Source organism: Parvibaculum sp. (assembly GCF_039680535.1).
Lineage (GTDB): Bacteria > Pseudomonadota > Alphaproteobacteria > Parvibaculales > Parvibaculaceae > Parvibaculum.
Genome location: NZ_JBDKSS010000025.1, coordinates 176,514 through 199,482 on the forward strand (window position 1 = coordinate 176,514; position 22,969 = coordinate 199,482).

The following is a 22,969-nucleotide window of genomic DNA, read 5'->3' on the forward strand; positions in this document are numbered from 1 at the left end:
TTCTTCATGCGGAGTATAACTCCGTATTTGGCCTTTGGGAGGAGGACCGAATGAGCTTCAAGGACATGTATGCGATCGCGCTCGATGGCAGCCATTGGGACGTGCCGCAAAATTACGACGCGATGTTCAACTGGAATTACGACCCCGAACGCACGGCGATGATGGGGCTCTACCAGAAGGGCAAGGAGATGCAGTGGGACGCGAAGACCCGCATCGACTGGTCCCAGGAGCTCGACGAGGACAATCCCGAGCAGCTGCCCGACGAGATGCTGCCGATCAACGGCATGGCCGCTTTCGAGAAGATGTCGCGCAAGGAGAAGGCCAGCGTCCGCAAGCACTTCCAGGCGTGGCAGCTCTCGCAGTTCATGCAGGGCGAGCAGGGCGCGCTCATCTGCACCGCGAAGATCGTGACGCAGGTGCCGGACATGGACTCGAAGTTCTACGCCTCGACGCAGGTGATCGACGAGGCCCGCCATGTCGAGAGCTACAAGATGCTGCTCTCGAAGTTCAATCTCGTCTATCCGATGACGAAGCCGCTACAGACGCTGATCGAGCAGACCCTGCGCGACAGCCGCTGGGACATGACCTATCTCGGCATGCAGGTGGTGATCGAGGGACTTGCGCTCGCCGCCTTCGCGCAGATCCGCGACCATGCACAGAATCCGCTTGCCGCTGCCGTGAACGCCTATGTCATGCAGGATGAATCCCGCCACGTCGCCTTCGGACGCCTGGCGCTGCGCGACTATTATCCTCAGCTCTCGGAGAAGGAGCGCGACGAGCGCGAGGAATTCCTGCTCGAAGCAAGCTATCTGATGCGTGACCGTTTCGACGCCGTCGAGGTCTGGCAGAATCTCGGCCTCGATCCCGTCGAATGCGCCGAGCACATGTATCATTCGGGCTTCATGGCGAAGTTCCGCTCCTCGCTCTTCCAGCGCATCGTTCCCATCGTGAAAGATGTGGGCCTTTGGGGGACGCGTATCCGCAAGGGCTATGAGGAGATGGGCGTCATCGACTACGCCAAGCAGGATGTCGATGCGATGCAGGCGAATGACGATTTCATCGCCCGCGAATTCGATGCGCGTCGAAAGCACATCGAAAGCGTTGCGGCACGCGCCTCCGCCGCCGAATAGGCTCGTCTGCGCGCTGGAACGGCTTGGCCGTTCCAGCGTTTGGCATGGGAGGCGCGAGATTTGCCTTGTTCCGGCCACAGATTGGCGGGACGCTCCTTCAACGCTCACCCGCAGGGAAGGATCTGCTCATGACCACCAAATCTCCGACAAGGTTCGTTGCGTTGCTGGCCGCCGCTGCGGTCGTCATGCCGACACTCGCCTTTGCCGAGGATCACCGCCCGCCGCCCGGTCCGGGGCAGGGCCAGCCTCAGCATCGCGACATGGAGCGGCGCGACCGGGACGGGCGCCAACCTCGCGACATGGAACGGCGCGATCAGGACAGGCACCGGGATCGTGACACGTGGCGTCGGCAATCGCGCGATCGTGACCGGCCTGAGTTTCGGCATGACGAGTCACGCTATGCACGCGACTATTACCGCAATCCCGGCCATCGTTGGGATGCGCCGCGTCCGCCGCGCGGATATGGCTATGGACACCGGCTGCCGCGCAATTACTGGCGCCCCCTGCCGCCCGGCCTTCGCGGCCATTTCCACCCGCGCCCCGGCTATGACTACTACATGGTTGGCAACGATATCGTGCTCGTGGCGATCGCGACCGGCATCATTGTGGACATTCTCTACAATGTGAACCGGTACTGAGGCGCAGGCGCCATTTTCGAGGCCCGGGAGCAATCCCGGGCCTCCTCCTTTTGCGCCGCAGCAAAGCCTGTGATAAGGCGTTTCGAACAGAGAACGCAGCGTAAAGGCGAGAGACATGGCAAAGGACGAAGGCGGCAAGCCGGCCCCGAAGCAGGACCAGCCCTGGATTTTCCGCACCTATGCGGGCCATTCGACCGCCGCGGCCTCGAACGAGCTTTACCGGACCAATCTCGCGCGCGGGCAGACGGGCCTTTCCGTGGCCTTCGATCTGCCGACCCAGACGGGTTATGACAGCGACCATGTGCTGGCCAAGGGCGAGGTTGGCAAGGTCGGTGTGCCGATCAGCCATATCGGCGACATGCGGGATCTCTTCCACGATCTTCCGCTCGACCAGATGAACACCTCGATGACGATCAACGCGACGGCGGCCTGGCTGCTGGCGCTTTACATCGCGGTGGCCGACGAGCAGGGCGCGGACCGCGCGAAGCTCCAGGGCACGGTGCAGAACGACATCATCAAGGAATATCTCTCGCGCGGAACCTATGTGTTCCCGCCCGAGCCCTCGATGCGCCTCATCACGGACATCGTCTCCTACACCTATACGCAGGTACCGAAGTGGAACCCCACGAACGTCTGCTCCTACCATCTGCAGGAAGCAGGCGCGACGCCGGTGCAGGAGCTTGCCTTCGCACTCGCCAATGCCATCGCGCTGCTTGACCATGTGAAGGCGAGCGGGCAGGTGCCGGAGCATGAATTTCCGCAGGTCGTCGGCCGTATTTCCTTCTTCGTAAACGCGGGCGTGCGCTTCATCACCGAAATCGCCAAGATGCGCGCCTTCGTCGATCTCTGGGATGAGATCTGCCGCGATCGCTATGGCGTCACCGACGAGAAGCTTCGCCGCTTCCGCTATGGCGTGCAGGTGAACTCGCTCGGCCTCACCGAGCAGCAGCCGGAAAACAACGTCTATCGCATCCTGATCGAGATGCTGGCCGTCACGCTGTCGAAGAAGGCCCGCGCCCGTGCCGTGCAGTTGCCCGCCTGGAACGAGGCGCTTGGCCTGCCCCGTCCCTGGGACCAGCAATGGTCGCTCCGCGCGCAGCAGATTCTCGCCTATGAGACGGACCTTCTTCAGTATCAGGACATTTTCGACGGCAGCCACGTCATGGATGCCAAGGTCGAGGCGCTGAAGGCGGAAGCCCGCGAGGAACTGAAGCGCATCGAGGACATGGGCGGCGCCGTCGCGGCCATCGAAACCGCCTATATGAAGGAGCAGCTCGTCGCCTCGAACTCAGCGCGGCTTGCCGGCATCGAGGCGGGCGAGCAGAAGGTCATCGGCGTCAACGCCTTTGTCGAAACGGCGCCTTCGCCGCTCGCGACCGGCGAAGGCTCGATCCTTACCGTTTCCCACGAGGTGGAAGAGCACCAGATCGCCCGGCTCAAGGAGTGGCGCCGCGCGCGCGATAACGACGCGGTGGAAGCGGCGCTCGCCGAGCTTCGCCGCGCCGCGAAGGAAGGCCGCAATATCATGGAGCCGTCGATCGTTTGCGCGAAGGTGGGCGTCACCACCGGCGAATGGGGCACCGCGCTCCGTTCGGTCTTCGGCGAATATCGCGCGCCGACGGGCGTTTCCCGCGCCGCGCGCAACGACGCGCCGGAACTCGATCATGTGCGTGGCATGGTCGATGCCGTATCGAAGAAGCTGGGCCGCCGCCTCAAGTTCCTTGTCGGCAAGCCCGGCCTCGACGGTCATTCCAACGGCGCCGAACAGATCGCCGTGCGTGCCCGCGATTGCGGCATGGATGTCGTTTACGACGGTATCCGCCTGACGCCGGCGGAGATCGTTGAGGCGGCGCGCGACGGCCGCGTCCACGTGCTCGGCCTTTCGATCCTTTCGGGCAGCCACATTCCGCTCGTCACCGAAGTCATGGCGCGGCTCAAGGAAGAGGGGATCAGGATCCCCGTCGTCGTCGGCGGTATCATTCCGCAAGACGACGCCGAAAAGCTCCGCGCTGCGGGCGTCGCCGCCGTTTACACGCCCAAGGACTTCCAGATCACCGACATCATGGCCGATGTCGTGCATCTGGTGGACGCGGACGCCGACGCGGCATAGGTCCGCCGCCCCCCTCCTGCCCGGAAAGTTCCCATGGGATATGCGTTGAGTCTCGTCCTGCCGATCTTCGGTGTGATCGGTCTGGGCTATCTGGCTGTGCGGTTGCGCATTCTTTCGGATGCGGCGATCGACGGGCTCGACGCTTATGTCTTTACCTTCGGCATTCCATTTCTTCTGTTCCGCAACATCGCGCGGACGGCGATGCCGGACACGCTGCCCTGGAGCCTGTGGCTTTCCTATTACGGCGCGATGCTCGGCGTCTGGCTCGTGGGCTCGCTCATCGCGCGGTTTGCGCTGAAGAAGAATTTCGGAGAAGCGGTCATCATCGGTTTCGGCGGCGGGCAGGGCAACGTCGTCATGCTCGGCATTCCGATCATCCTGACCGGCTTCGGAGATGCGGCGGGCGTGCCGCTCTTTCTTCTGCTTGCCTTTCACGGCCTCATTCTCATCACGACGGCGACCTTTCTGCTTGAGATGGCGCAACTGCCCGAGGGGCAGCAGGTGCCGATCCGGCGCATCCTGATGAACGGGCTGATGGGATCGCTGAAGAACCCGATCATCATCGGACTTGGTCTGGGCCTCATTTATGGCCGCTTCGGCGTGCCATTGCCGGGCCCGGTCGACGCAACGGTCGAGATGATGAGCAAGACCGGTATTCCCTGTGCGCTTTTCGTACTCGGCGGAATGCTCACGCGCTATCACCTGCGATCAGCCATCGCGACCGCCAGCATGACGGCGACGTTCAAGCTCGTCGCGCATCCGCTGCTGGTTTTCGTGATGACCAATTTCGTCTTCGGCCTGCCGCCGCTCTGGGTTGCGGTGGCAACCGTACTCGCGGGCATGCCTACGGGCGTCTATTCGTCGATCCTTGCGGGCCGCTATCGCATGGCGCCCGCCACGGCGTCGAGCGCGGTGCTGATCTCGACGGCGATGAGCGCGATCACGCTGACGCTTCTGCTCAGTTACTTCAGGCCCTGACGATCAGGCAGCCGCCGTGGCCTCGCTGGCCGTCGCCTGCGCTTTCAGGCGGAAGGCCTGTGGGCGCACGAAGAAGAAAGCGAGTGGCGTATCCTTCACGATGCGATAGGCAAGAAGCGGCGTGCCGACCGCCGTGACGATGCAGGCGAGCGTGAGCAGATCGCCATTCGTCACGCCGAGCTTCAGCAGGGCGATGCGCGTCGAGGCCATGGGCAGGAAGAAGGCGAGGAAGACATAGAGCGAGCGCGAGCCGATATAGGTGAGCGGCGCGCCCCAGCCCTGCGCGACGAGCATCGCGACGCACATCAGCGTCGCCGCACCGCCGACATAACCCGTCAGCAATTCCATCGCGCGAATATCGACCGCGCCCGAAAAGACGATAAGCCCGACTGCGATGAACATCGCCGCGCTTGCGCCAAGCGCCGCCGCGACATGCGTCCGCGCCCATTCCGCCAACTGGAAGACATAGGGCGCACCATAGACGCCGGAGAAGAAGAAGACGAAGCGGTGCGCGAATTCGTCGGGGATCGTCCACCCCGTCTGGACGTTCGCGAAATAGAGAGCCAGCGCCGCGCCGATGACGAGGGCCTTGGGCGCGTCGCGCAGGAGGCGCATCAGCACGAAGAAGAGGCTCAGTTCATAGATGAACCAGAGCAGGCCGAAGGGCTCGAAGGGGATGAGCAGCAGATCCCTGTAGGTGACGGCCCATTCGCTGTCATGCGGGAGCACGATCTTGAGCCCGATCTGGATCACGGACCAGAGCAGGTAGAAATAGACGAAATGCAGCACCTTGCCGTCGATGAAGCTCCGGAGGTCGCTCCGCAGCGCGCGCATGGCGAAAAGCCCCGCGACGAGAAAGAAGAGCGGCATGCGGAAGGGAATGGTGAATTCGCACAGGATGTTGAAGAGATAGGGCATGTGGGCGAGCGCTACCGCGTCGTTATAGGTCGCGTGCTTCATCACCACGAGTGTCATTGTGAGACCCTTGGCGGCGTCGACCCAGTCAATACGTGGTTTGGCGGCAGTCATTTACCATGCTCTCCGTGTTCCCCGTCCCCGGATGGGACGCGGGCTGCGGCTTCCGCTTCGCGGGAGCAGGAACCGCGCCAGAGAGACTAGATGCCCGCGAGACGGCGCACTTCGGCAGGCGTCATTCCTTGCGCGCGCAATTCGCGCAGCCCCATGTCCTTCGCGCTCTTGGAAAGACGGCGGCCCGTTTCGTCGCGGACCAGCGGATGGTGGCGATAGCGCGGTTCCGGCAGGCCGAGCAGCACTTGCAGGACACGGTGAACATAGGTGGCCGGAAAGAGATCCTGTCCGCGTGTGACGCAGGTGACGCCCTGAATGGCGTCATCGACGGTGACGGCGAGGTGGTAGCTCGTCGGCACGTCCTTTCGCGCGATGACGACATCGCCGAAGAGCATGGGATCGATGGGGAGCCTTCCGTGCTGGCCGCGGGGCCCGCCCGCCTCCTCGAGAAAGGTGATGGGGCCGCCCGCCTTATCCTCGGCCAATGCCAACGCCTTTTCCATGTCGAGCCGCCAGGCATAGGTGCGGCCCTCCCACATCAGGCGATTGAGTTCGGCGGGGGCGAGGTCCTTGTAGAGGCCCGGATAGACGGGCGCGCCGTCCGGATCGACCGGCCAGCGCGCATGCCCGATGCCCGAGGCTTCGATGGCGTCGTGGATTTCCTTGCGCGTCGCAAAGCAGGGATAGACGACTTTCATGTCGCGCAGGCGTTTCAAGGCCGCTTCGTAATCGCCGAAATGTTCCGACTGGCGGCGCACGGGGCGCTCCCAGTCGAGGCCGAGCCAGGCGAGATCTTCATAGATGCCCTGCTCATATTCGGGCCGGCAGCGGCCGATATCTATGTCCTCGATGCGGAGCAGGAAGCGCCCGCCGAGAGACTTGGCCGTCTCATGGGCGAAGATCGCCGAATAGGCATGGCCGAGATGCAGCCAGCCATTGGGGCTCGGCGCGAAGCGGATCACGTCGCGCTTTTTTTCACCACCGTCGAGCGCCATTGAAAGCTCCGTGTCTCGGCCTACACTCGGCCCCCTTATAAACGAAGTGCGCGACGCGAACGAGGATCGGTAATGGCGATATTGACGGGGCCTTCAGTGCCGGCGGCAAGCGGCAAGGCGGAACAGCTTGTGATCCTCGCCCATGGTTATGGCGCAGACGGCAACGACCTCATCAGCCTTGCGCCCTATTGGCAGAAGCTTCTGCCCAATGCCGCCTTCATCGCGCCCAATGCGCCGGAGCGCTGCGATGTCGGTTTCGGTTATCAGTGGTTTCCGATCTCGCGGCTCGACCCGGACGAGATCATGCGCGGCATTCTGGGCGCGGCGCCGGTCTTCGACCGTTTCATCGACGAGGAGCTTGAGCGGCACGGGCTCGACGAATCGCGGCTTGCGCTGGTGGGCTTCAGCCAGGGCACCATGATGTCGCTTCATGTGGGGCTTCGGCGCCGGAAAGCGCCCGTCGCGATTCTTGGCTATTCGGGCGCGCTTGCGGGCGGGGAGAGGCTCGAAGCGGAAATGACCTGCCGTCCGCCGGTTTTCCTCATCCATGGTGACATGGACGATTTGCTCCCCGTCTCGCGGATGCATGACGCCGCCGAGGCGCTGGGGGCGGCAGGGCTCGCCGTGCGCTGGCATGTCTCGCGGGGGCTCGGCCATGGCATCGACCCGGAAGGGCTCGACCTTGGCGGGCAGTTTCTCATGGACGCCTTTGCGGCGGCGGCGGTTTGAGAATCCCGGGAATAGCTCAAGTGGCTTCACAAAGCCGTTGCACTAGATATAGTAAGGTTAGTGACAATTCGGGACGCGGTCCTTGTTGGGACCGATGCGATCCCAGGAGGGCAGCGTGCACGGTTCGTTTGCCAATCCGGATAGTTGTCCGGCCCTTGTGCTGAATGCGGATTACAGGCCGCTCAGCTATTACCCTCTCTCGCTCTGGTCCTGGCAGGACACGATCAAGGCGGTCTTCATGGACCGTGTGAACATCGTGTCGAGCTACGAGACATTCGTCCGTTCGCCGAGCTTCGAGATGCAGCTGCCGAGCGTGGTTTCGCTCAAATCCTATGTGAAGCCCGCGCGCTACCCTGCCTTCACGCGCTTCAATCTTTTTCTGCGCGACCGCTTCTCCTGCCAATATTGCGGCCATCGCCATGATCTCACCTTCGATCATGTGATCCCGCGTTCGCGCGGCGGGCAGACGACATGGGAAAACGTGGTCGCCGCCTGCGCCCCCTGCAATCTCAGGAAGGGCGGGCTTATGCCCGCGCAGGCCGAGATGTTCCCGATGCAGAAGCCCTATCGGCCGAGCGTCACCGATCTGCACAAGAACGGCAGGCATTTCCCGCCGAACTATCTGCATGAGAGCTGGCAGGACTATCTCTACTGGGATAGCGAGCTGGAGCCGTGATTTCATCGAACTGGTCGGCGGTGGATCGCTATTTTGCCGACAGGCTGGCGCCGTCAGACGATATCCTCGAAAGCGTCCTCGCCGCGAATGCTGCGGCAGGTCTTCCGCCGCATGACGTTTCCCCTCTGCAGGGGCGCTTCCTCGAACTCCTCGTTCGTCTGACGCGTGCGAGCCGCGTTCTCGAAATCGGGACGCTGGGCGGCTATTCGACGATCTGGATGGCGCGGGCGCTGTCGGACGATGGCCGCATCGTCACGCTGGAGGCGGATGAAGCGCATGCGACGGTGGCACGCACCAATTTCGAACGCGCAGGCCTGTCGGATCGTATCGACCTTCGCGTGGGGCCGGCACTTTCGACCCTGCCCACGCTCGAAGGCGAGAAGCAGCGACCCTTCGATCTCGTCTTCATCGATGCCGACAAGCCGTCCAATCCCGACTATCTCGTATGGGCGCTGAAGCTCACGCGTCCGGGAAGCCTGATCATCGGCGATAATGTGGTGCGCGACGGTGCCGTGATCGACGCGCAGAGCGCCGATCCACGCGTCCAGGGTGTGCGCCGCTTCACGGATCTGCTCGCAGAGGAGCCGCGACTCGTCGCGACCGCCCTGCAGACAGTGGGTTCCAAGGGATGGGATGGATTTGCGATGGCGCTCGTCGTCTGAGTGGCTCAGACCTTTTCGGAGAGCGCGATGGCAAGGCGGCAGCCCGCGCCGATGAGGCCTGAGAGAAGCGGATAGGCCGGCGCTTCCTTCGCGCCTTTCTCGATCGCTTCGTCGCGATGCTGCACTTCTTCCAGACGGAAACGCTCGATCGTATCGATGAGGTCTTTCTCATCGGCATTCATGGCTTCGAGCTTCGCGATCTGGCTCTTGTAGTGTTCATCGATCACGGTTTCGACGGCTTCCGTGCAGGCATGCGCCGCCTTCTCGCCGAGGAGCGCGGTCGCAGCGCCAAGCGCGAAGCCCGCCACATGCCAGATCGGCGCGAAGGCCGTGGGCCTGACGCCGCGCTCATTGATGAGGTCGTTGAAGCGGGCGAGGTGGACTTCCTCTTCCTTCGCCATGCGCGTCAGGGACTCGACCGTCTCCTGCTTGCCCGGCAGATATTTGAAGATGGCGAGCTGGCCCGAATAGATGCGCACCGCGCCATATTCGCCCGCATGATCGACGCGGACGATTTCCTCAATCGTTTTGCCTATCGACCGGCCGGGCTGCGCGCTGCGGGGCGCGGGCTTCGGTTTTCTCTCGGGCTGTCTCGGCATCATTCCACTCCATGCGCCTCGCGCTCATAGCGCAGCACCGGGAGCGCGGAAAGCACGAAGAGCGCCAGCGAGATCAGGAAATTGAAACCGGCAAGCGAAACGCCGAAGAGTGTCCAGGCCGCCTCGTCGCATTGGGGGGCGCGGGTGCCGCCCTGAATCTGCGCCTGCAGATCGGCCAGCGAATTGGCGACGAGGCCGCTCGACGTGCAATCGGAGGGACCCGGCCACCACTTGTATTCGACGCCCGCGTGATAGCCCGAAATGCCCGCGCCAATCGCGAAGGCCGCCGCGCAGAGACCGAGCAGCACAACGGGCCCAATGCCGAGATTTGCCTCGCGCGAAAGGATGCCCGCGCAGAGCGCCGCGCCGATGGCGAACACATAGGGAATGCGCTCGATCAGGCAAAGATGGCAGGGCAGGTAGCCCAGCACATATTGAAAGAAATAGGCCCCCCCGAGCGTCGCGACGCTGGCGGCAAGAACGATCCAGGGAATGGTGAGCGGCGGGATACGGTCAAGCATGGGGCGCATTCAATCATGCCTCGGCCCGGAGGACGAGAGGCTTTCCGCCGCATGATCGCCGCCGGCGAAGGGCTCAGACGGGCTGCGGCGCGGTCCCCCGCGCGTCGTCCCCGGTTCCCAGCACATGCTCGATCATGCCGCGGGCGATTTCCCGTTCGCCCATGATGACGAGATTGGCGCCGCGCTGGCGCAGATAGTCGATCTCGGCGTCCGAATGGGCGCGGGCGACGATTTCGAGTGAGGGCGCCGCCTTGCGGGCCTGTTCGATGGCCTGCCCCGCTTCGAAGGCGTTGGGTATGGCCACGAAAAGCCATCGTGCGGCGGGAAGGTTCGCCGCGCTGAGGATGGCTCCCTTTGCGGCGTTCCCCTCCAGCACCTCGTAGCCCTGCTGCCGCAGCTTGCCCGCGATGCCCACATCGTCCTCGATGACGAGTATGGGAATGCCCGCCTGCTGGAGCCGCCTGCCGACCAGCGCGCCGACCCGGCCGAAGCCGACGACCACGGCATGACCGTGAAGATCTGTCGCTGCGACGGAGGGTGCTTCTTCGGCTACAGGCGCGTGCTCATCTGCGGCCTCGCCGGGGCGGAACCTTTCGATGACCTGCTTCATACGGTCGAGCGCCACGAAGAAGAGCGGATTGAGCATGATCGAGAGGATCGCGCCCGCGAGGATGAGATCGCGGCCACGTTCGGGCAGAAGGTGCAGTTCGACGCCGAGCGTCGCGAGGATGAAGGAGAATTCGCCGATCTGCGCGAGGCTCGCCGAAATGGTGAGCGCGGTCGAGAGCGGGTGACCGAAGGCGCGGACGATGAAGAAGGAAGCGACGGACTTGCCGAGAATGATGATGGCAAGCGCACCGATGACGGGCAGGGGATCGTTCAGCAGAATGCGCGGATCGAAGAGCATGCCCACCGAGACGAAGAAGAGCACCGCGAATGCGTCGCGCAGCGGCAGCGTTTCCTCTGCCGCCCGCTGGCTCAAGGGCGATTCGCTGAGGACCATGCCTGCGAAGAAAGCGCCGAGCGCGAAGGATACGCCGAAGAGAAGGGCCGCGCCGTAAGCGACGCCGAGCGCGATGGCGAGAACGGCGAGGCGGAAGAGTTCGCGCGAACCTGAATGCGCGATCATGTGCAGAAGCCACGGGATGAAGCGGCGGCCGACCACCAGCATCAATGCGACGAAGGCGACGACCTTGCCGAGCGTCAGGGCGATCGCCTTGCCGACTTCGTAGAAATCGAGCGCGCCGTCGGCCTTCCCGGCGGCCTGCAGCAAACCGGCAAGGGCGGGGAGCAGGACGAGCGTGAGCACCATCGCGAGATCTTCCACGATGAGCCAGCCGACGGCGATGCGGCCGCGCTCCGTCTCGACGATGCGGCGGTCCTGCAATGCGCGCAGCAGCACGACGGTACTGGCGACCGAGAGCGCGAGGCCGAAGACAAGGCCGGAGCCGATTGGCCAGCCGAGCGCCCATCCGAGCGCCATGCCGAGCAGCGTGGCGACGGCGATCTGCGCGAGGGCGCCGGGGATCGCAATGGTTTTGACGGAGAGAAGGTCCTTGAACGAGAAGTGGAGGCCGACGCCGAACATCAGAAGGATGACGCCGATCTCTGCAAGCTCCAGAGTCAGCGCCTGATCCGCGACGAAGCCCGGCGTGAAGGGGCCGACCACGACGCCCGCGAGCAGATAGCCGACCAGAGGCGAAAGGCGGAACCGGTGGGCGACTGCGCCGAAGATGAAGGCGAGCACCAGACCGCCGACGATTGCAGCTATGAGCGGGGTTTGGTGTTCCATGCGCCTCCAGAGCCTGCGGGATGTGATGGCGCATAAGAATACACATAAGTTGGCCAAAATGCGGCCAGCCGCCGGATGAAAATCAAAACCTTCATATGCCTGTGTCCTTTTCGCCATCCGCGATTGCTATGAGCGGGGGCGGGGACAGGTTCGGTCCTCGATAGACGCGGGGGCGTTGCACTTGGATAGTCAGAGCATTGCCGCGAGCGGCGTTGGCCTCGCTCGCGAAGGGTCGCGCCTTGTCGCGCTGCCGGTGATCGTGCAGGCGGCGGCGCCGGTTCTTCTTTTTGCTGCCGCTTCGACCGTCGCGCTCGATCAGGCGCTTGCGATGTTCATGAAGGCCAATGTGCAGGGCCTGACTGCCGACGTCATGAGGGGGCTCACCGATCTCGGTATCGGCACCGGTTATGTCGTGAGCGCACTACTTCTGATCGGTTGCGCCGTTGCGGCGCGGCGCATGCAGGTCGCGCCCCGCTTCGAAGCGCTGCTGGGCAAGGCGAAGCGGCTGAGCTTCCTTTTTCTGCTGTCGCTTGCGGCGTCCGGCGCCGTCGTCAATCTCATCAAGATTCTGGCAGGCCGCCACCGCCCGCGCGATCTGTTCGGCCAGTCGGAATATGGTTTCGAGCCATTCCAATTTCGCCATGCGCTGGACAGCTTTCCGTCCGGCCACTCGCAGACCATCTTCGTCGTGACGACCGTCCTTGCGCTCGCCATGCCCCGGCGCTGGCGGAGCATCAGCCTCGCAGGCGCCATGATCGCCGCGACGCGCATCACCATGACCAACCACTATCTGAGCGATGTGGTCGTCGGCTCCTATATCGGCATTGCTGCGGTATTGCTTATCGCGCCGCTCGTGCTGCGCGAGGGCGATGCGCCCGCGCTTGCGCGCTGAACGGTCAGATCACGTAGCGGGCGACGAGGAAGCCCGCGACGATCAGCGCGACGAAGGCGCCGGCCACGAGGCCCAGATTCTCGTCGATGAATTCCTTCAGCGGATCGCCATAGCGGTTGAGAATGCCTGCGACGATGAAGAAGCGCGCGCCTCGCGTGATGACGGAGAGAACCACGAACCAGAAGAGGTTGTAGCCGGCAAAGCCCGAAGCGATGGTAACGATCTTGAAGGGGATCGGCGTCAGGCCCTTGATCAGAATGATCCAGGCGCCCCATTTGGCATAAAGGTGACGGAATTCCTCCACCTTGTCGGTATAGCCGTAGAGGCTCATCAGCCAGTGGCCGATCGTGTCGTAGAGGAGGTAGCCGATCGCATAGCCGAGCAGCGCGCCCAGGACCGAAGAGACGGTGCAGACGGCAGCGTAAAACCAGGCGCGGTCGGGCCGGGCGACGGTCAACGGCACCAGCATGACGTCGGGTGGCACGGGGAAGAAGGAACTCTCCGCAAAGGAGACGGCCGCAAGCGCCCAATGCGCGTTCTTGTGAGCCGAAAGCCGGATCGTCCAGTTGTAAAGTCCGCGCAGCATCCGAAGCACCCGTTGTGAAGGCCCTGCTGTAGCAGCAGGCGCGGCGCGCTGTCCATTGCCGCGAAGCCGGCGGGCTTTCTTGCGGCTCCCGATACATTTTGTTTGATCGCGCCCGTCCGCTGACTATCATGCGCCCGCGCTTCGGGGGCCCCTGTGGCGGAATGGTAGACGCGGCAGACTCAAAATCTGTTGCCTTCACGGGCGTGCTGGTTCGAGTCCGGCCAGGGGCACCAATCTTTCGGCGGCTGGAGCATCTGCTCGCCGCGGCGCTGTTAACACACTGAAATATATGTACTTTTCAGCTTGGGTGATTGGCCGGGGCCGGACCGTGACCTTTTGCAAGTTTCTGTTGCGCTTTGGGGTATGACTTGATACTAAGAGTCATTCGCAATATCGGGAAGCAACATGAAGAGTGAGCCTCGAGTTCAACCGGCCGGTGCCGGCGAGGCAAAGCCGACGGAACGGTCGGTCGCCAGCCACATACTGTTCGGAGATCGCCGCGAGGTGATCATCGATCACGGTGGCGAGCGTTACAGACTGCGCATCACCGGAAGCAACAAGCTCATTCTCATCAAATAGCCCACGCGACATTCGCGGCAACCAAGCCAGCCAGTTCGCTCCAGCCGGAGTGCAGCCAGCCAGGATTGCTTTTCAAAACGCATCTTGGAACTGACATGGCACGTTACAGGCTGACCGCATTTCTATTGGCAACGACCTCCCTCGCCGCCGCTTCGATGGCGCAGGCAGCGGATGTCATCCCCGACAAATCCGAAAAGGCCATCGAGGCCACCGCACCCGCGAAACCGGCCAGGGCCACTCAACTCGACGCGGTGACGACCACCGCGACGCGCAACGCGGAATCGCTCAACGACGTTCCGGCGACGGTCTCGGTGATCGATGCGGAAGAACTCGAGCGGATGAACGCACGCAATCCGCGCGACGTGATCCGCTACGAGCCCGGCGTCTCGGTGGGCAATCAGCCGCTCCGCGGCGGCGCGACGAGCTACACGATCCGCGGCATCGGCGACAATCGCGTCCTTCTGCTGATCGACGGCCTCGACGTTCAGGACATGCCGGAATCGAATTCGGCCTCGGGCGGCTATACGCGCGATTTCGTCGACCTCGACAATCTGAAGCGCGTCGAAATCGTTCGCGGTCCCGCATCGGCGCTTTACGGCAGCGACGCGCTGGGCGGCATCGTTTCCTATGTGACCAAGGATCCGTCCGACTATCTCGATCTCGTCGGCAAGGACTGGTTTGCGAGCATCAAGGGCGCCTATGGCAGCGCCGATGACAGCTTCGCCGAAACGGCAACGGGCGCAGTGCGTGCTGGCGATTTCGAGGTGCTGGGTCTCTACACCCGGCGCGACGGTCATGAGGCAAAGCCGAACGGCTCGGTCTCCGGCGACGCTCTCTACAATCCGCAGGATTATTCTTCCGACAATTTCCTCGGCAAGCTCGTCTTCTCGCCGACGATGGCGGACACGCTGAAGCTCACGGGCGAGTTCACCAGGAAGCACCAGTTCACGAATATCCTGACCGAGGTCACCGGCTCCGTGAAGTCCTCGACGTCCAAGGACGACACGAGGCGCAATCGTGTCAGCATCGACTATATCCACGATGCGCCGATCGGCTTCATCGACCGCAGCGAGTTCAAGGTCTTCTACACCAATCTCGACCGGACCGAGCATCAGGAGCAGCTTCGCAGCAATGGTGCGACCTTCCGCGTGACGGATCTGGGTTTCGGTCAGGAGATTTTCGGCGCCGAAGCCCAGTTCAATTCGCTGGCTACGCTTCTTGGTCTCGCCAATGAATTCACCTATGGCCTCAATGTCGAGCATTCGGATACCGAGCGCCCTCGCGACCGCACCGACACGAACACGGCCACGCTGGTCTCGACCTCGCTGATCTGCACGGGGCCGGGCATGTGTGAGCTTTTCCCGAACAAGACGTTCCCCGACAATAGCCTGCTGAAGTTCGGCACTTACGTTCAGGACAAGGTCGCGCTCGGCAGGTTCACCGTTCTGCCCGGCGTGCGGCTCGACTACTACAAGATGACGCCGCACCCCGATCAGCTCTTCGAGAATTCGAATGGTGTCGCGGTCGAGGAATTCTCGAAGTGGCATGCCTCGCCCAAGCTCGGCCTGACCTACGATCTCACCGAGGAATACACCGGCTTCGCGCAATATGCGCATGGCTTCCGCATTCCGCCCTATGACAGCGCGAACCAGTCATTCGTCAACTACTCGCACTTCTACGGCATCATCTCCAATCCGGATCTGAAGCCGGAGCAGAGCGACGGTGTCGAGTTCGGCCTGCGCGGAAAATATGCGAGCGGTTCGAGCTTCAGCACCTCGGTCTTTTATAACAGGTACAAGGATTTCATCGAAACCGTGACGCTCCCCGCAGGCACGCTGCCGGGCGGCCTCACCGCGTTCCAGTACCAGAATCTTTCGAATGTCGTGATCTACGGCGCGGAAGCGCGCGGCGATTATCGCTTCCTTCCCGAATGGGCGCTTGTCGGCAGCATCGCCTATGCCTATGGCGAAGATCAGGACACGCACCAGTCGATCGACAGCGTCGATCCGGTAAAGCTTGTCACCGGCCTGAAATATCAGAGCGAGAACTGGGGCGCGGAATTCACCGCCACGCATGCCTGGCGGCATACGCGGGTCAGCGAGGCGACCTATTTCAATGCGCCGAGCTACACGGTGCTCGATCTCACGGCCTATGTCGAAGTCATGCCGACCTTCACCGTCAATGCCGGCGTGTTCAACCTCACCGACGAGAAATACTTCATCTCGCAGGATGTGAAGAGCATCGCCTCGACGAGCACCGTCATCGATCGCTACGCACAGGTTGGCCGGAATTTCGGCGTCAACGCGACGCTCAGGTTCTAGGGAGCAGGCTGTGGCATTCGCGGCAACCGGCACTGCAGGCTTTTACGAAGCGGGTAATCGTTCCTCCCCCCGCGTCGCGAGACTGCGCGGCCCGGTGCTGCGATTGGCCGCCGCGATTGCGCTTCATGCGGGCGCTGTCGCGGCGGCGATCTCCACATCGGCGATCGGCCCTGCCAGCAACGCGAAGACCGAGCCCGGTCCGGCGAGCGCTATAGAGGTCGTCTTCGTCAGGGAACCGCGAAAGAGCGCGCAACCGGTCGCGCCGGTGGCGCCGGTGGCAAAGTCTGCCGAAAGGATCGTGAAGCCTGTCGAGAGGAAGGTGGCGCCGAAGCCCGCACAGGTCGCCATGACGCTTCCAAAGCCGGCGGACAACGCCGCGCCGCGCCCTGCCGAGCGCGAGTCGCCCGGCTCGTCCGGGCCCGCGCTCCAGCCGGCTGTCGCGGCGAGCGGCTCCGGGATGGACGACGCCAGGATTCCAGCCGCGGCGAGTGGAGAGACGTCCGATCTCCTCATCACCAATCCGCGCTTCCGTCATCCGCCGAGGCCCGCCGCCTATCCGAAGCGGGCGCGCGAATTGGGGCAACAGGGCGAGGCGCTGATCCATGCGCGGCTCGATCCGGATGGCGACCCCGAGGAAGTGCTGATCTGGAAAAGCTCGGGCTTCGCGCTTCTCGACAATGCGGCGCTGGCGGCCGTGCGCCATTGGCAATTCGAACCCGCCCGGACGAACGGGCGTGCGACCGTCGCCTGGGTGGAAATTCCGGTTCGCTTTCAACTCAACTGATTTCGATGAAGGAGATTACGAAATGACAGCAGCATTCCTCGAACTCAAGTCGCGCCGCGATGCCATTCTCGCCGCCGAGCCGCGCCTGCGCGCGCGCGATCTCGCCGCAAAGCTCGGTATCAGCGAGGCCGAGCTGGTTGCGCTGGGCCGCGACGATGCGAAGGCGACGCGGCTCCGGCCCGAGTGGTTCTCCATCATCGAGGAGGTGTCCTCGCTCGGCCATGTCATGGCGCTGACGCGCAATGAATCCTGCGTGCATGAGCGCAAGGGCGTTTATGGCAAGCTCGGCGGCAATGCTCATGTTGCGCTGATCGTCGGAGATGACATCGATCTGCGCATCTTCCTCAGCCATTGGCGTTTCGGCTTCGGCGTCGTCGAGTCGACCGAGCATGGCGAGCGCCGCAGCCTCCAGTTCTTCGATGGGGCGGGCGAAGCCATTCACAAGGTCTATCTCACCGACCAGTCCGATGTCGCGGCATATGACCGTCTGGTCGCGAAGTGGGCGAACGACGAACCGCGCGCGCCACTCGCCGTCGAGGCGGCGCCCGCGCGTGAGGACGCGCTGCCCGATAGCGAGATCGACGTCCCAGGCTTCCATGCGGCGTGGGATGCGCTGAAGGATACGCATGAGTTCCACGGTCTTCTGAACAAGTTCAAGGTTCAGCGCGTGCAGGGCCTGCGGCTGGCGGGCATGAGCCGGGCCATGCCGGTCGATGCGCTGACCCTGCGGCGCGTGTTCGAAAATGCGGCCGCGCGGGAAACGCCGATCATGGTGTTTGTCGGCAATCCGGGCATGATCCAGATTCACACCGGCCCGGTTTCGAACCTCAAGCCGATGGGTCCGTGGTTCAACGTGCTCGACGAGAAGTTCAACCTGCATCTGCGCGAAGATCATGTTGCCAGCGCATGGATCGTCTGGAAACCCACTGATGACGGCATGGTGACTTCGCTCGAGCTTTTCGATGCGGAGGGCGAGGCGATCGCGACGCTGTTCGGCAAGCGCAAGCCCGGACAGCCGGAAGACAAAGCATGGCGCGCGATCGTCGTCGACGCGATCGAGAAGGTTGCCGCCTGATGAGAAAGTTCCTTGCCGTCGCGATGTTGAGTTTCTTTGTCGCCGGGGCCGCCGGGGTCGCCGCTGCGGAGGCGCCGAAGCGCGTTCTTTCTGTGGGCGTTGCGGCGACGGAGACGGTCTTCGCCCTGGGTGCCGGCGATGCGCTGGTCGGGATCGACCAGTCGAGCGTTTTCCCACGTGAAAAGACGAAAGCGCTGCCGAATGTGGGCTATGTGCGGGCTCTCTCTGCGGAGGGCCTGCTCTCGCTCAAGGCCGATGTCATGATCGCGGGGCCGGAGGCAGGGCCGCCTGCCGCGCTCGATCAGGCGGAAGCGGCGGGGCTTCATATCGTCCGCCTTCACGAGGGCTATACGCCGGAGGAGGCGGTGGCGCGCATTCGCGAGATCGGAAAGGCGCTCGGCCGTGAGGCGCAGGCCGAAAGCGTAGCGAATACGCTTTCCGACGATCTCGCGACCGTGAAGATGGCGGTCGCGGCAGCGAAGACGCATCCGCGCGTGCTCTTCGTTCTTCAGGCCGGGCGCGGCGCGCCGATGGCCGCAGGCGCGGGCACAGCGGCCGACGCGATGATCGGTCTGGCGGGCGGCGTCAGTGCGGTCGGGCAGATCAAGGGCTACAAGCCCCTCTCGCCCGAGGCGGCGGCTGCCGCCGCGCCGAACATCATCGTGATGATGAAGGACACGGTGGACGCCATCGGCGGTGAGAATGCCGTCTATGCCATGCCGGAGATTGCGCAGACGCCCGCCGCGCGGGAAAGGCGTCTTGTTGTCGTCGATGGCACATACAGCCTGAGCTTTGGCCCGCGTCTCGCGCATGCGCTGCGCGATCTTGCGGCGTCGTTTCATCCCGAGGCGAAGTTTCCGGTTCTGCCCGAGCGCGAATGGACGAGGCTGCAGTGACCGACACAACCGCCGCCTTGCCGTCTCTGCGGCGTCTGCCGCGCGCAGCGTTGCTGGGCGCGCTGGCCGCGTTCCTCGGCCTCGTCTTCCTGTTGGCGCTGGGCATTGGCGCAATGCCCATTCCGGCGCGCGAGGTCATGCGCGTGCTTCTGGGATTTGCGACCGACAGTCAGGCCGAGGCGATCATTCTCGGCCTGCGTCTGCCGCGCGCCACGCTCGCCGTTCTCGTGGGCGGGGGGCTCGGCATTTCGGGCGCCGCGCTTCAGGGCCTGTTCCGCAATCCGCTCGCCGATCCCGGCCTTATCGGCATTTCGGGCGGGGCTGCGCTCGGCGCGGTTTCGATCATCGTGCTCGGTCATCTGCTGATCGCCGTTCTGCCGATCGCCGCCGATCAGCATCTCCTGCCTGTGGCCGCTTTTCTCGGCGGACTTGCGGCAACCTTTGCGACCGAGCGGCTTGCCCATCATCGCGGGATCACGGCGACGGGCATATTGCTTCTGGCGGGTATCGCCATCAACGCCATGGCTGGCGCGGTCATGGGCGTGCTGATCTACAGCAGCGACGATGCGCAGCTTCGCGAGATCACCTTCTGGACGATGGGCAGTCTGGCAAAAGGCGGATGGTCCGGCGTCACGCTCTCGGCGCCATTCGTCATTTTCGCCGTGCTCATGCTGATGCGCTGCGCAGCACCGCTCAATGCGATGCTGCTCGGCGAGCGCGAGGCGCACAATCTCGGCGTGAGCGTCGAGCGCCTGAAGCGGATCGTGATGATTGCGGCGGCGCTTGCCGTCGGCGCCTCGGTGGCGGTTTCGGGCATCATCGCTTTCGTCGGCGTCGTGGTGCCGCATCTCGTTCGCATGGCGGCGGGGCCGGATCACCGGATCGTGCTGCCCGGCTCGGCGCTTCTTGGTGCCGCGCTGCTCCTCATCGCCGATTGCGGCGCGCGCGTCATCGTCGCCCCCGCCGAAATGCCGATCGGCCTCGTCACGAGCCTCATCGGAAGTCCCTTCTTTCTCTGGCTTCTCCTGCGACGGAAAGGTGTCGGCGCATGATCGAAGCCAAAGACATCGTGCTGCGCATGGGCACGAGGCAGATTATCGATGGCGTATCCTTCACCGTCCGTCCGGGGCGCGTCACCGCGCTGCTTGGGCCGAACGGCGCGGGCAAGTCGACCATGATCTCGCTGTTTTCCGGCGAAAGGCGGCCGGATGGCGGCGGCGTCGAGATCGACGGCGAGAAAATGGAGCGCTTCGATCCGCTGGCGCTGGCCCGGCGCCGCGCGGTACTCCTGCAACATTCATCGCTCGATTTCGACTTCACGGTTGCGGAAGTGGTGGCGCTCGGACGCCTGCCTTTCGGCACGACGCGCGATGCGCTGGACGATGAGGAGGCCTGCCTTACCGCCGGCCGCCAAAGCGGGATCGAAGCCCTGTGGTCGCGGCTCTATCGCACGCTTTCGGGCGGCGAGAGGCAGCGGGTACAGTTCGCCCGCGCGCTCGCGCAGATATGGCGGCGCGGCAGCGAGACGCATGCCTCGCGATATCTCCTGCTCGACGAGCCGACTTCGGCGCTCGATCTCCGGCATCGCCGCGTATTGCTGGAATCGGCCCGTCGCCTGGCCGACGAGGGCGTCGGCGTTCTCGCCGTGCTGCACGACCTCAACCTCGCCGCCGATTACGCGGATGATGTCGTTCTTCTCGATCATGGCCGGGTGAGGGTGGCGGGTGGAAAGGACGACGTGCTGACGCAGGAGAATCTCTCGACCTGCTTCATGACGCCGGTCGAGATCATGCGGAAGGCGGATGGCTCGATTGCCATTCTCGCCTGATCGGCCTCAGTCCGTCAGGGCCCGGTGCATCAGAACGAGATCGAGCCAGCGGCCGAACTTGTAGCCGACCTCGGGCAGGCGGCCGACTTCGCGAAATCCGAGGCGTTCATGCAGCGCGATGGAGGCCGCATTCTGCGCCTCGATGCAGGCCAGCATGACATGGTGCCCGCTCTCCTTCGCATGCGCGATGAGCGGCTTCATCAAGGCGAAGCCAAGTCCGCGTCCGCGGGCATCGGGATGGATATAGACGGAATTCTCGACCGTGTGGCGATAGCCGCTGCGCGGCCGGTAATGCCCGTAGGCCGAGAATCCGAGCACCCTGTCGCCTTCGACGGCGACGAATACTGGAAAGCCGTGATCGTGATGTTCCGCGAGCCAGAGAGCCCGGTCTGCCAGATCCGCCTCTGCGTCCATCCAGATCGCGGCGGTGTTTCGCACGGCCTCGTTATGGATGAAAAGAATGCCGGGAAGATCGTCGGTCGTTGCGGGCCGGATGATGCAGGTCATCGCGGCCTCAGCCTCTCTCCGGCCTGTCGTGTCGGTCGGCATGCTCGGAGAGGAGTTGCGCGAGCCAGCGGCGGAACCGGATGATGCCGTCATGGCCGAGCCCCGCCTCCTCGGCGAGATGGCGGCCGATGATGGCGTCGCCGAAAGCGGCGTTTGCCGTCAGCATGGCCATGAACAACGTGTCTTCCCGGTCGGGCGCGGGCGCGCGGTTCTTCTCGGCTTCCTTGACGCGGCGGCTGTGAATCGCGCTCGAGATTTCCGTCATGAGCGCGCGCGAACTGGATGCTTCCGTCATTCGGTCGGTCAGCATCATCCATGAAAGAAGGCGCGCCGTGCCCCGGTCGCTCAGCGCCTCGAAGACGCTTTCGATCAACTCGCCCGGTTCGAGCTGGTGTCCGTTCCTGTCCTGAAGCGCGCCGAGCATCTTGTCGCGGAACTGCGCCGAGGTGCGCGCGATCAGCGCCCGGACGAGGCCTTCGCGGCTTTCGAAATGATGGAGAATCGCCGGATGGGAAATACCGACGTCGCGCGCGATGTCCTGAAGACGGATGCCCTCCGGCCCTTGCGTTGCCAGCCGTTCCTCGGCGGCATCGAGGATCAGCCTCCGCGCTTCTTCGGCCGAGCGGCGGACGCGCTTCGGCGCCTGCCGCGTTTCGGTCGCGATGCCGGCCGGGAGAATCTCCGTCTTTTCTGCGGTGCTCACCGTGAAATTGTCTCCCTTTTTGTCAAATATTGACAATCATGTCAGTATCGCCTATCTCATTAAGCAATCAGAGCGCGATTTCCGCCATCTTATCAAGGAACGTTCGCCTATGACGATGACTGGTAGCGTGACAAATACGACCCGCGAGCGGCCTCGCCGCAAGCGCATCGAGCCCTTGAAGGCCATTCGCGCGATCCGCGCCCTGATCGCCGACAAGGAAGATACCGGTCAGGTCTTCAAGATCATTGATGCGCTTTCGGGCGGTTCCGACGAACACATGTTCAACCGCTTCATGGCGAGCGAGGCGGGTCGCCGCATCGTCTCGGAAAGGCGCGACCTGATCGCGCTGCTCAATGATCGCGAGCGGCTTGCGAAGCTGCCCAAGGGCACGCTCGGCCGCGCCTATTATGAATTCATGGCGGAGGAAAACCTCTCGGCGGATGGTCTTGTCGCCGCGAGCGAAGAGGCCCCGCGCCATTACCGCGACATGCCGGCCGAGGCGCGGCTCTTCCGTGATCGCCTGCGCGACGCGCATGACCTCTGGCATGTGACGTCGGGCTATGGCCGCGACGGGCTCGGCGAGCTTTGCCTTCTCGCCTTCACCTATGCGCAGATGCGCAACCGCGGCGTCGGCTTCATCGTTCTGGTGGGCGCGCGCGTCACGTCGAAAAAGTCGCCGGGCATCGGCATCTGGAAGGCCGTCCGCGAGGGCTATCGTAACGGCAAGGCGGCCAAATGGCTGCCGATGGCTGATTGGGAATCGCTCCTCGAAAAGCCGCTCGATGAGGTGCGCCGCGAACTTGGAATCCTGCCCCCGGCGACCTACCAGCGGATCGAGCCCATTACCACGGCGAGGGAGAGGGACCAGGGCCTGACGACGCGAAAGGCGGCCTGAACCCGAAATCGCCCGGCGGGTTTTTTACGCCCTCGCGGCCTGAT

24 protein-coding genes and 1 tRNA gene are annotated in these 22,969 nt (G+C 63.7%); 17 read left to right on the forward strand and 8 right to left on the reverse strand.

Annotation, left to right across the window (positions count from 1 at the left end; all coding sequences use genetic code 11):
• The first annotated feature begins 50 nt into the window (after window positions 1-50).
• From ABFC66_RS16185 to ABFC66_RS16200, 4 genes are all read left to right on the forward strand, one after another.
• Window positions 51-1,130, forward strand: coding sequence for a ferritin-like domain-containing protein (locus tag ABFC66_RS16185; protein WP_346742006.1), 1,080 nt, complete (start codon window positions 51-53; stop codon window positions 1,128-1,130).
• 128 nt (window positions 1,131-1,258) lie between these two features.
• The gene (locus ABFC66_RS16190) at window positions 1,259-1,768 is read left to right on the forward strand and encodes an RcnB family protein (protein ID WP_346742007.1); all 510 of its coding nucleotides are present in this window, start codon (window positions 1,259-1,261) and stop codon (window positions 1,766-1,768) included.
• Between the two features lie 115 nt (window positions 1,769-1,883).
• Entirely contained in the window at window positions 1,884-3,878 is a 1,995-nt protein-coding gene (locus tag ABFC66_RS16195; RefSeq protein WP_346742008.1) for a protein meaA, read from the forward strand.
• Window positions 3,879-3,911: 33 nt separating this feature from the next.
• Window positions 3,912-4,856, forward strand: coding sequence for an AEC family transporter (locus tag ABFC66_RS16200; RefSeq protein ID WP_346742009.1), 945 nt, complete (start codon window positions 3,912-3,914; stop codon window positions 4,854-4,856).
• A 3-nt stretch (window positions 4,857-4,859) separates the two neighbouring features.
• Here ABFC66_RS16200 and ABFC66_RS16205 read toward each other — a convergent pair whose 3' ends face one another.
• Both ABFC66_RS16205 and gluQRS read right to left on the reverse strand, forming a co-directional pair.
• Window positions 4,860-5,885, reverse strand: coding sequence for an acyltransferase family protein (locus ABFC66_RS16205; RefSeq protein ID WP_346742010.1), 1,026 nt, complete (start codon window positions 5,883-5,885; stop codon window positions 4,860-4,862).
• An 86-nt stretch (window positions 5,886-5,971) separates the two neighbouring features.
• On the reverse strand, window positions 5,972-6,880 hold the full coding sequence (gene gluQRS, locus ABFC66_RS16210; protein ID WP_346742011.1) for a tRNA glutamyl-Q(34) synthetase GluQRS: 909 nt from the start codon (window positions 6,878-6,880) through the stop codon (window positions 5,972-5,974).
• A gap of 72 nt (window positions 6,881-6,952) precedes the next feature.
• On the opposite strand from gluQRS, the gene ABFC66_RS16215 reads away from it, so the two are divergent.
• The 3 genes from ABFC66_RS16215 to ABFC66_RS16225 all read left to right on the forward strand — a co-directional run bounded on the left by ABFC66_RS16215 (window position 6,953) and on the right by ABFC66_RS16225 (window position 8,947).
• The gene (locus ABFC66_RS16215) at window positions 6,953-7,609 is read left to right on the forward strand and encodes a phospholipase (RefSeq protein ID WP_346742012.1); all 657 of its coding nucleotides are present in this window, start codon (window positions 6,953-6,955) and stop codon (window positions 7,607-7,609) included.
• A 94-nt stretch (window positions 7,610-7,703) separates the two neighbouring features.
• On the forward strand, window positions 7,704-8,285 hold the full coding sequence (locus ABFC66_RS16220; RefSeq protein ID WP_346742068.1) for an HNH endonuclease: 582 nt from the start codon (window positions 7,704-7,706) through the stop codon (window positions 8,283-8,285).
• Window positions 8,282-8,947, forward strand: a complete 666-nt coding sequence (locus ABFC66_RS16225) for an O-methyltransferase (RefSeq protein ID WP_346742013.1) — start codon at window positions 8,282-8,284, stop codon at window positions 8,945-8,947. The genes ABFC66_RS16220 and ABFC66_RS16225 overlap by 4 nt, the downstream gene beginning before the upstream one ends.
• A 5-nt stretch (window positions 8,948-8,952) precedes the next feature.
• Here the strand turns inward: ABFC66_RS16225 and ABFC66_RS16230 are convergent, their stop codons facing one another.
• The 3 genes from ABFC66_RS16230 to ybaL all read right to left on the reverse strand — a co-directional run bounded on the left by ABFC66_RS16230 (window position 8,953) and on the right by ybaL (window position 11,859).
• Window positions 8,953-9,549, reverse strand: coding sequence for a demethoxyubiquinone hydroxylase family protein (locus ABFC66_RS16230; protein ID WP_346742014.1), 597 nt, complete (start codon window positions 9,547-9,549; stop codon window positions 8,953-8,955).
• Window positions 9,546-10,067 carry a disulfide bond formation protein B gene (locus ABFC66_RS16235; protein ID WP_346742015.1) on the reverse strand — a complete coding sequence of 174 codons (522 nt, stop codon included), beginning with the start codon at window positions 10,065-10,067 and terminating at the stop codon, window positions 9,546-9,548. The genes ABFC66_RS16230 and ABFC66_RS16235 overlap by 4 nt, the downstream gene beginning before the upstream one ends.
• A 73-nt stretch (window positions 10,068-10,140) precedes the next feature.
• Window positions 10,141-11,859 (reverse strand): YbaL family putative K(+) efflux transporter, encoded by a 1,719-nt coding sequence (gene ybaL / locus ABFC66_RS16240; RefSeq protein WP_346742016.1) that lies wholly within the window; start codon window positions 11,857-11,859, stop codon window positions 10,141-10,143.
• Between the two features lie 181 nt (window positions 11,860-12,040).
• Here ybaL and ABFC66_RS16245 point away from each other — a divergent pair, with 181 nt between their 5' ends.
• A complete protein-coding gene (locus tag ABFC66_RS16245) occupies window positions 12,041-12,751 on the forward strand; it encodes a phosphatase PAP2 family protein (protein WP_346742017.1) in 711 nt (236 codons plus the stop codon).
• Window positions 12,752-12,755: 4 nt separating this feature from the next.
• On the opposite strand, the gene ABFC66_RS16250 is transcribed toward ABFC66_RS16245, so the two are convergent.
• Window positions 12,756-13,337, reverse strand: coding sequence for a YqaA family protein (locus tag ABFC66_RS16250; protein WP_346742018.1), 582 nt, complete (start codon window positions 13,335-13,337; stop codon window positions 12,756-12,758).
• A gap of 147 nt (window positions 13,338-13,484) precedes the next feature.
• On the opposite strand from ABFC66_RS16250, the gene ABFC66_RS16255 reads away from it, so the two are divergent.
• From ABFC66_RS16255 to ABFC66_RS16290, 8 genes are all read left to right on the forward strand, one after another.
• Window positions 13,485-13,570, forward strand: a tRNA-Leu gene (locus tag ABFC66_RS16255).
• A gap of 172 nt (window positions 13,571-13,742) precedes the next feature.
• Window positions 13,743-13,916: a hemin uptake protein HemP gene (locus tag ABFC66_RS16260; RefSeq protein WP_346742019.1), complete on the forward strand. Its 174-nt coding sequence runs from the start codon at window positions 13,743-13,745 to the stop codon at window positions 13,914-13,916.
• 95 nt (window positions 13,917-14,011) lie between these two features.
• Window positions 14,012-16,237 carry a TonB-dependent hemoglobin/transferrin/lactoferrin family receptor gene (locus tag ABFC66_RS16265; protein ID WP_346742020.1) on the forward strand — a complete coding sequence of 742 codons (2,226 nt, stop codon included), beginning with the start codon at window positions 14,012-14,014 and terminating at the stop codon, window positions 16,235-16,237.
• 10 nt (window positions 16,238-16,247) lie between these two features.
• Window positions 16,248-17,021 (forward strand): TonB family protein, encoded by a 774-nt coding sequence (locus ABFC66_RS16270; protein WP_346742021.1) that lies wholly within the window; start codon window positions 16,248-16,250, stop codon window positions 17,019-17,021.
• Between the two features lie 22 nt (window positions 17,022-17,043).
• Window positions 17,044-18,096 carry a ChuX/HutX family heme-like substrate-binding protein gene (locus tag ABFC66_RS16275; protein ID WP_346742022.1) on the forward strand — a complete coding sequence of 351 codons (1,053 nt, stop codon included), beginning with the start codon at window positions 17,044-17,046 and terminating at the stop codon, window positions 18,094-18,096.
• A complete protein-coding gene (locus ABFC66_RS16280) occupies window positions 18,096-18,992 on the forward strand; it encodes an ABC transporter substrate-binding protein (protein ID WP_346742023.1) in 897 nt (298 codons plus the stop codon). Before ABFC66_RS16275 ends, ABFC66_RS16280 begins: the two co-directional genes overlap by 1 nt.
• The gene (locus ABFC66_RS16285; RefSeq protein ID WP_346742024.1) at window positions 18,989-20,044 is read left to right on the forward strand and encodes an iron ABC transporter permease; all 1,056 of its coding nucleotides are present in this window, start codon (window positions 18,989-18,991) and stop codon (window positions 20,042-20,044) included. Before ABFC66_RS16280 ends, ABFC66_RS16285 begins: the two co-directional genes overlap by 4 nt.
• Window positions 20,041-20,820 (forward strand): heme ABC transporter ATP-binding protein, encoded by a 780-nt coding sequence (locus ABFC66_RS16290; protein ID WP_346742025.1) that lies wholly within the window; start codon window positions 20,041-20,043, stop codon window positions 20,818-20,820. The genes ABFC66_RS16285 and ABFC66_RS16290 overlap by 4 nt, the downstream gene beginning before the upstream one ends.
• Window positions 20,821-20,826: 6 nt before the next feature.
• Here the strand turns inward: ABFC66_RS16290 and ABFC66_RS16295 are convergent, their stop codons facing one another.
• Together ABFC66_RS16295 and ABFC66_RS16300 are read right to left on the reverse strand one after the other, a co-directional pair.
• Entirely contained in the window at window positions 20,827-21,327 is a 501-nt protein-coding gene (locus tag ABFC66_RS16295; RefSeq protein ID WP_346742026.1) for an N-acetyltransferase family protein, read from the reverse strand.
• 7 nt (window positions 21,328-21,334) lie between these two features.
• On the reverse strand, window positions 21,335-22,030 hold the full coding sequence (locus ABFC66_RS16300; protein WP_346742027.1) for a TetR/AcrR family transcriptional regulator: 696 nt from the start codon (window positions 22,028-22,030) through the stop codon (window positions 21,335-21,337).
• A gap of 109 nt (window positions 22,031-22,139) precedes the next feature.
• Between ABFC66_RS16300 and ABFC66_RS16305 the strand changes: the two genes are divergently transcribed.
• On the forward strand, window positions 22,140-22,925 hold the full coding sequence (locus ABFC66_RS16305; RefSeq protein ID WP_346742028.1) for a Coq4 family protein: 786 nt from the start codon (window positions 22,140-22,142) through the stop codon (window positions 22,923-22,925).
• Window positions 22,926-22,969: the final 44 nt, after the last annotated feature.

Excerpts from the sequence above, each read along its gene's own strand:
- ABFC66_RS16215 (WP_346742012.1), top strand. The coding sequence starts at position 6,953 with ATGGCGATATTGACGGGGCCTTCAGTGCCGGCGGCAAGCGGCAAGGCG.
- ABFC66_RS16275 (WP_346742022.1), top strand. The coding sequence starts at position 17,044 with ATGACAGCAGCATTCCTCGAACTCAAGTCGCGCCGCGATGCCATTCTC.
- ABFC66_RS16295 (WP_346742026.1), bottom strand. The coding sequence starts at position 21,327 with ATGACCTGCATCATCCGGCCCGCAACGACCGACGATCTTCCCGGCATT.
- ABFC66_RS16265 (WP_346742020.1), top strand. The coding sequence starts at position 14,012 with ATGGCACGTTACAGGCTGACCGCATTTCTATTGGCAACGACCTCCCTC.
- ABFC66_RS16185 (WP_346742006.1), top strand. The coding sequence starts at position 51 with ATGAGCTTCAAGGACATGTATGCGATCGCGCTCGATGGCAGCCATTGG.
- ABFC66_RS16220 (WP_346742068.1), top strand. The coding sequence starts at position 7,704 with ATGCGATCCCAGGAGGGCAGCGTGCACGGTTCGTTTGCCAATCCGGAT.
- ABFC66_RS16280 (WP_346742023.1), top strand. The coding sequence starts at position 18,096 with ATGAGAAAGTTCCTTGCCGTCGCGATGTTGAGTTTCTTTGTCGCCGGG.
- ABFC66_RS16260 (WP_346742019.1), top strand. The coding sequence starts at position 13,743 with ATGAAGAGTGAGCCTCGAGTTCAACCGGCCGGTGCCGGCGAGGCAAAG.
- ABFC66_RS16290 (WP_346742025.1), top strand. The coding sequence starts at position 20,041 with ATGATCGAAGCCAAAGACATCGTGCTGCGCATGGGCACGAGGCAGATT.
- ABFC66_RS16190 (WP_346742007.1), top strand. The coding sequence starts at position 1,259 with ATGACCACCAAATCTCCGACAAGGTTCGTTGCGTTGCTGGCCGCCGCT.
- ABFC66_RS16205 (WP_346742010.1), bottom strand. The coding sequence starts at position 5,885 with ATGACTGCCGCCAAACCACGTATTGACTGGGTCGACGCCGCCAAGGGT.
- ybaL (WP_346742016.1), bottom strand. The coding sequence starts at position 11,859 with ATGGAACACCAAACCCCGCTCATAGCTGCAATCGTCGGCGGTCTGGTG.
- ABFC66_RS16305 (WP_346742028.1), top strand. The coding sequence starts at position 22,140 with ATGACGATGACTGGTAGCGTGACAAATACGACCCGCGAGCGGCCTCGC.
- ABFC66_RS16230 (WP_346742014.1), bottom strand. The coding sequence starts at position 9,549 with ATGATGCCGAGACAGCCCGAGAGAAAACCGAAGCCCGCGCCCCGCAGC.
- ABFC66_RS16250 (WP_346742018.1), bottom strand. The coding sequence starts at position 13,337 with ATGCTGCGCGGACTTTACAACTGGACGATCCGGCTTTCGGCTCACAAG.
- ABFC66_RS16195 (WP_346742008.1), top strand. The coding sequence starts at position 1,884 with ATGGCAAAGGACGAAGGCGGCAAGCCGGCCCCGAAGCAGGACCAGCCC.
- gluQRS (WP_346742011.1), bottom strand. The coding sequence starts at position 6,880 with ATGGCGCTCGACGGTGGTGAAAAAAAGCGCGACGTGATCCGCTTCGCG.
- ABFC66_RS16200 (WP_346742009.1), top strand. The coding sequence starts at position 3,912 with ATGGGATATGCGTTGAGTCTCGTCCTGCCGATCTTCGGTGTGATCGGT.
- ABFC66_RS16235 (WP_346742015.1), bottom strand. The coding sequence starts at position 10,067 with ATGCTTGACCGTATCCCGCCGCTCACCATTCCCTGGATCGTTCTTGCC.